The sequence below is a fragment of the Achromobacter sp. genome, from assembly GCF_036567245.1.
GTDB lineage: Bacteria > Pseudomonadota > Gammaproteobacteria > Burkholderiales > Burkholderiaceae_B > Achromobacter.
The window spans coordinates 1-4,169 of sequence record NZ_DATCUY010000100.1 but is presented as its reverse complement, the minus strand read 5'-3'; the positions used below and the strand labels follow the sequence as shown (position 1 = coordinate 4,169).

The window sequence follows — 4,169 nt, the reverse complement described above, 5'->3', positions numbered from 1 at the left end:
GGCCGCGCGCTTGGCGGCGAGGGCGGCGGCGGCCGACAGGGGGGCTACCCGGGTGCCCTGGCGATCGGCGATCACGTAGCCTTCGGCGGTGAGCTGTTCGTAGGCGATCAGCACCGTGTTGCGCGAGATGTCCAGGTCCTCGGACAGGGCGCGCGACGAGGGCAGCTTGCCGCCCGCAGGCAACTGGCCTGCCAGGATGGCCTGCTTGAGGCGCTGGATCAGCTGGCGCTGGCGCGGCAGGGCGCCGGGGCCGCGCGTGAGCGGGCTGGACAGCAGGGCGGTGGGGTTCATCATGGCCCTATTAAAATACGGGATCGTGGTGCTTTTTATGATGCCACGATTCCGATATCGTGAGGGCATGCGTATTGCGTCCGCCCTGGCCGGCGGCGCGCCAACCTGAAGAGGCCTCGTAGCATGCAACCCCGCGTCAACGCTTACCAGCAACCCATCGGCCCGGACATGACGGGCTGGACCGCGCGCCCGCGTCCGCCCCTGACTCCCATCGTCGGCCGCTATTGCCGGCTGGAGCCGCTGTCGGCCGAGCGCCACGCCGAGGATCTGTACCAGGCGTTCAGCCAGGCGCCGGACGACAGCGACTGGACTTACATGTCGGTTGGGCCTTTCGCGGACCTGGCGGCTTACCGCGAGTTCGCGGAAAAGGCGCAGGCCGGCAACGACCCCCTGCACCACGCCATCATCGATCTGGAAACGGGCCGCGCCATCGGCACCTTGGCGCTGATGCGCATCGATCCGGCCAACGGCGCGATCGAAGTCGGCTTCGTATCGTTCTCGCGCCAGCTCAAGCGTACCCGCATCGCCACCGAAGCGCAGTTCCTGCTGATGAGCCGCGCCTTCGACGAACTGGGCTATCGCCGCTACGAATGGAAGTGCGACAGCCTGAACGCGCCATCGCGCGCGGCGGCTGCCCGCCTGGGTTTCGAGTTCGAAGGCATCTTCCGCCAGGCTACGGTGTACAAGGGCCGCAGCCGCGATACGGCCTGGTTCGCCATCGTTGACGGCGATTGGCCCGCGCTGCGTACTGCCTATGAACGCTGGCTGAGCCCGGACAATTTCGATGCGCAAGGCCGGCAGCGGCAGGGCCTGTCCGAACTGACCGCAGAGGCGCGCGCCGCGTGCGCCTGATCCCGGTTGCGCTGGCCCTGTTCTGGGGCCTGAACTGGCCGGCGGTGAAGATCATCCTGTCGATCTTCCCGCCGTTCACGCTGCGCCTGCTCGGCCTGGGCAGCGGCGCGGTGCTGCTGTTGCTGCTGGCGCGCGCCAAGCGGGTGCCCTTGTTGCCGCCGCGCGCGTCGTGGCGGGGCATCGTCGTGGGCGGCCTGCTTGCCGTCGCGGCCTTCAATCTGCTGGTGGCCTGGGCGCAGCTCAGCACCAGCACCTCGCGCGCGGCGGTGCTGACTTTCACCATGCCGATGATGTCGGCCGTGCTGGCCTGGGCGGTGCTGGGCGAACGCCTGGACCGGCGCAGGGCGCTGGCGCTGCTGCTGGGCGCGGCTGGCGTTTCCATCCTGGCCTGGCCGGTGCTGCGCGCGGTCTTCGGCGAGCACGACGCGGCTGCGGCCAAGGGCCTGGTGTTTCCGCTGGTGGCGGCCTTCGGCTGGGCCGCCGGCACGGTCTACCTGAAGGGCTGGCCGGTGGCCGGGAACCGCATCGTCGTCACGGCCTGGCAGTTGGCGGTGGGCGCGGCCTGCGCCCTGGTGGGTGTGCTGATCGCGGGTGAATCCTTTCCCACGCAGGGCTGGAACGGCCGCGTGGCGGCGGCGCTGTCGTTCCACATCATCCTGGGTACCGCCGTCGCCTATTGGCTCTGGTTCGTGCTGAGCGAGCGCGTCAGCGCCACGGTGGCCGCGCTGACCACGCTGATGGTGCCGGTGGTGGGCGTGTTGGGTGCGATGGCGCTGGTGGGCGACCGGCCCGCCGCCATGGACTGGTGGGGCTTCGCCCTGGTGCTGGGAGGGGCGGCGCTGATCGTGCTGAATCTGGGCGCCGCGCCCGCGCCGCGAACCAGGCCATAAGCGCGGGCGGCTCAGCGGGCGCGCCGCAACTTCTCGCGCAGCAGTTCGGCGCCGCTGACCAGGGTAATGCCGGCCAGCACCAGCAGGGCGCCCAGCACGAAGCCGCCGTCCAGCGGCTCGTCCAGGATGAGCACGCCGAAACTCACGCCGAACAGCGGCGTCATGAACGACAGGATCGACAGGCGCGACGCCAGGTAGCGGCGCAGCAGCCAGAACCACGCCAGATAGCTGGACAGGGCCACGACCACCGACTGGAAGACGACGCTGAGCACCGCCGCCTGCGTGTAGCGGAAGCCGGCGTTGCCGGTGACCGTCGCGAATGACAGCAGGGTGATGGCCGCGACCGCCATCTGATAGAACAGGGTCTTGGCGGGCGCGGCTTCCGACAGCGAGGTCTTGCGGATCGCCACCGTGGTGGCGCCCCAGAACAGGCCCGCCAGCAGCCCCATCGCGTCGCCCAGCAGCATATTGGGAGCGGCGGCGGAGCCCTCGGGCTGGCCCTTGCCCAGGAAGGCCACCGCGATACCGAAGAACGCGATGGCCACGCCCAGCCACTGCAGCGGCTTCAGGCGTTCCTCGGGCAGCAGCCAGTGCAGCCCCAGCGCGGCGAAGATGGGCGCGGTGTACAGGAACACCGACATGTGCGAGGCCGTGGTGTAGACCAGGCCTTGCGCCACGAACAGGAATTCCCCGGCGAACAGCAGGCCCACGATCAGGCCGGGCAGCGCCGTGCCATCGGTGAAGGCGCGCAGGCCTTCGCGCCGCCAGACGGCTACGGCCAGCACCAGCGCCGCGAAGGCCGAGCGCAGCCCGATCTGCATGATGGGCGAGACGTCCGCGGCCACCAGTTTGATGGCGATCTGCTGGAAGCCCCAGCAGACGCACAACAACAGCATGGCGCCGGTGGCCAGTCCGTCCAGCGGCTGGCGCAAGGGTTTGGCGCCGTTCACGGCAGTTCGGCGGGGTAGCTGTCCAGGGCCAGGCCGATCTGCTGGCGCAGGTCCCATTCCGCCAGGGTCGATTGGACCGGGCCGAAGAAGGCGCCGTCGCGCGTCACGAACATGGCGGGCAGGTGAAAGACCTCGTAGCGCTCGACCATGCCGCGGTTGTCGCCGGCGTCGACCCAGCACACGCGTTCCACGGGCAATTCCAGCTGCGGCAGCTGTTCGCGGGCGATGCGGCAGGTGCCGCAGGTGCGGCTGTGGAAGACCAGCAGGGACAGGCCGGGCGCGTCCAGCAGGTAGCGGTCGGCGGTGCTGTCGTTGAGTTCTATCTGTTCCATTGGGGGCAGGGCTGCGCAGGGGCGCCGGTCGCGGCGCGAGGCGCCCATTATGGCAGCGCGGCGCCCGCGGGCGGGAGATACCCGCGGGCCTGGAGGGGACGCCCCGGGCTTAGGCGGTGCGCAGCTTGCGGTCCAGTTCCAGCACGGACTGGTACAGCACGCGGGTGCCGTCCAGCAGTTGCGAGGGCTCGATCCACTCTTCCGGGCAGTGGCTGCGGCCGTTCAGGCAGGGAATGAAGATCATGCCGATGGGGCCGGTGGGCGCCATGTAGACCGCGTCATGGCCCGCGCCGCTGGGCAGGCGCATGGAGGCATAGCCCAGTTGGTCGGCGGCCGCCTGCACCGCGTCCATCACCAGCGGCGTGCAGTCGGTGGGGCGGGCGCGGCTCAGCTGCGTGAAGCTGGCGGACAGGCGCAGCGCGGTCAGGTCCGTGGCCACGCCGGCCATCAGCGTTTCCGGAAACGCGTCCAGCACGGCATCGCTGTCGCTGCGCATTTCCAGCGTCAGTTCGACGCGCCCCGGCACCGCGTTGGCGGCGTTGGGCGTCATGGACAGGCGGCCCACGGTGGCAACCACGTAATGCGGATTGCCGCTGGCGGCGCTGGCCTGGCGGTGGGCGGCGTCGATGATGCGGGCCGCGCCCACCAGGGCATCCCGGCGGATGTCCATGGGCGTGGTGCCGGCATGGTCGGGCTGGCCTTCCACGGTGATCTGCACGCGGCGGATACCGACGATGTTGGTGACCACGCCGATGGGCAGGCCGCGGCTTTCCAGCACCGGACCTTGTTCGATATGCAGTTCGACGAAAGCCGCGGTGCCGCCGGGGCCGCGCAGCGGCGCGCCCAGCGCCGAG

Annotated in this window: 6 protein-coding genes; 2 read left to right on the top strand and 4 right to left on the bottom strand. The window is 70.2% G+C overall.

Annotated elements, in window-relative coordinates; genetic code table 11:
* A partial coding sequence (locus VIR09_RS04300) for a winged helix-turn-helix domain-containing protein (RefSeq protein ID WP_332011753.1) occupies nucleotides 1–291 on the bottom strand: 291 nt, incomplete at its 3' end.
* A gap of 123 nt (nucleotides 292–414) precedes the next feature.
* On the opposite strand from VIR09_RS04300, the gene VIR09_RS04295 reads away from it, so the two are divergent.
* Nucleotides 415–1,143, top strand: coding sequence for a GNAT family protein (locus VIR09_RS04295; RefSeq protein ID WP_332011752.1), 729 nt, complete (start codon nucleotides 415–417; stop codon nucleotides 1,141–1,143).
* Nucleotides 1,134–2,033 (top strand): DMT family transporter, encoded by a 900-nt coding sequence (locus VIR09_RS04290; RefSeq protein ID WP_332011751.1) that lies wholly within the window; start codon nucleotides 1,134–1,136, stop codon nucleotides 2,031–2,033. The genes VIR09_RS04295 and VIR09_RS04290 overlap by 10 nt, the downstream gene beginning before the upstream one ends.
* An 11-nt stretch (nucleotides 2,034–2,044) precedes the next feature.
* On the opposite strand, the gene VIR09_RS04285 is transcribed toward VIR09_RS04290, so the two are convergent.
* From VIR09_RS04285 to VIR09_RS04275, 3 genes are all read right to left on the bottom strand, one after another.
* A complete protein-coding gene (locus VIR09_RS04285) occupies nucleotides 2,045–2,983 on the bottom strand; it encodes a DMT family transporter (RefSeq protein ID WP_332011750.1) in 939 nt (312 codons plus the stop codon).
* Complete coding sequence (locus tag VIR09_RS04280) at nucleotides 2,980–3,315, bottom strand: thioredoxin family protein (RefSeq protein ID WP_013393043.1); 336 nt, start codon at nucleotides 3,313–3,315, stop codon at nucleotides 2,980–2,982. The genes VIR09_RS04285 and VIR09_RS04280 overlap by 4 nt, the downstream gene beginning before the upstream one ends.
* A gap of 109 nt (nucleotides 3,316–3,424) precedes the next feature.
* The coding region (locus tag VIR09_RS04275) for a hydantoinase/carbamoylase family amidase (RefSeq protein ID WP_332011749.1) at nucleotides 3,425–4,169 on the bottom strand (745 nt) is incomplete at its 5' end.

What these genes read in the sequence shown, in the direction of transcription:
- VIR09_RS04295 (WP_332011752.1), top strand. Translation starts at nt 415, where the DNA reads ATGCAACCCCGCGTCAACGCTTACCAGCAACCCATCGGCCCGGACATG.
- VIR09_RS04280 (WP_013393043.1), bottom strand. Translation starts at nt 3,315, where the DNA reads ATGGAACAGATAGAACTCAACGACAGCACCGCCGACCGCTACCTGCTG.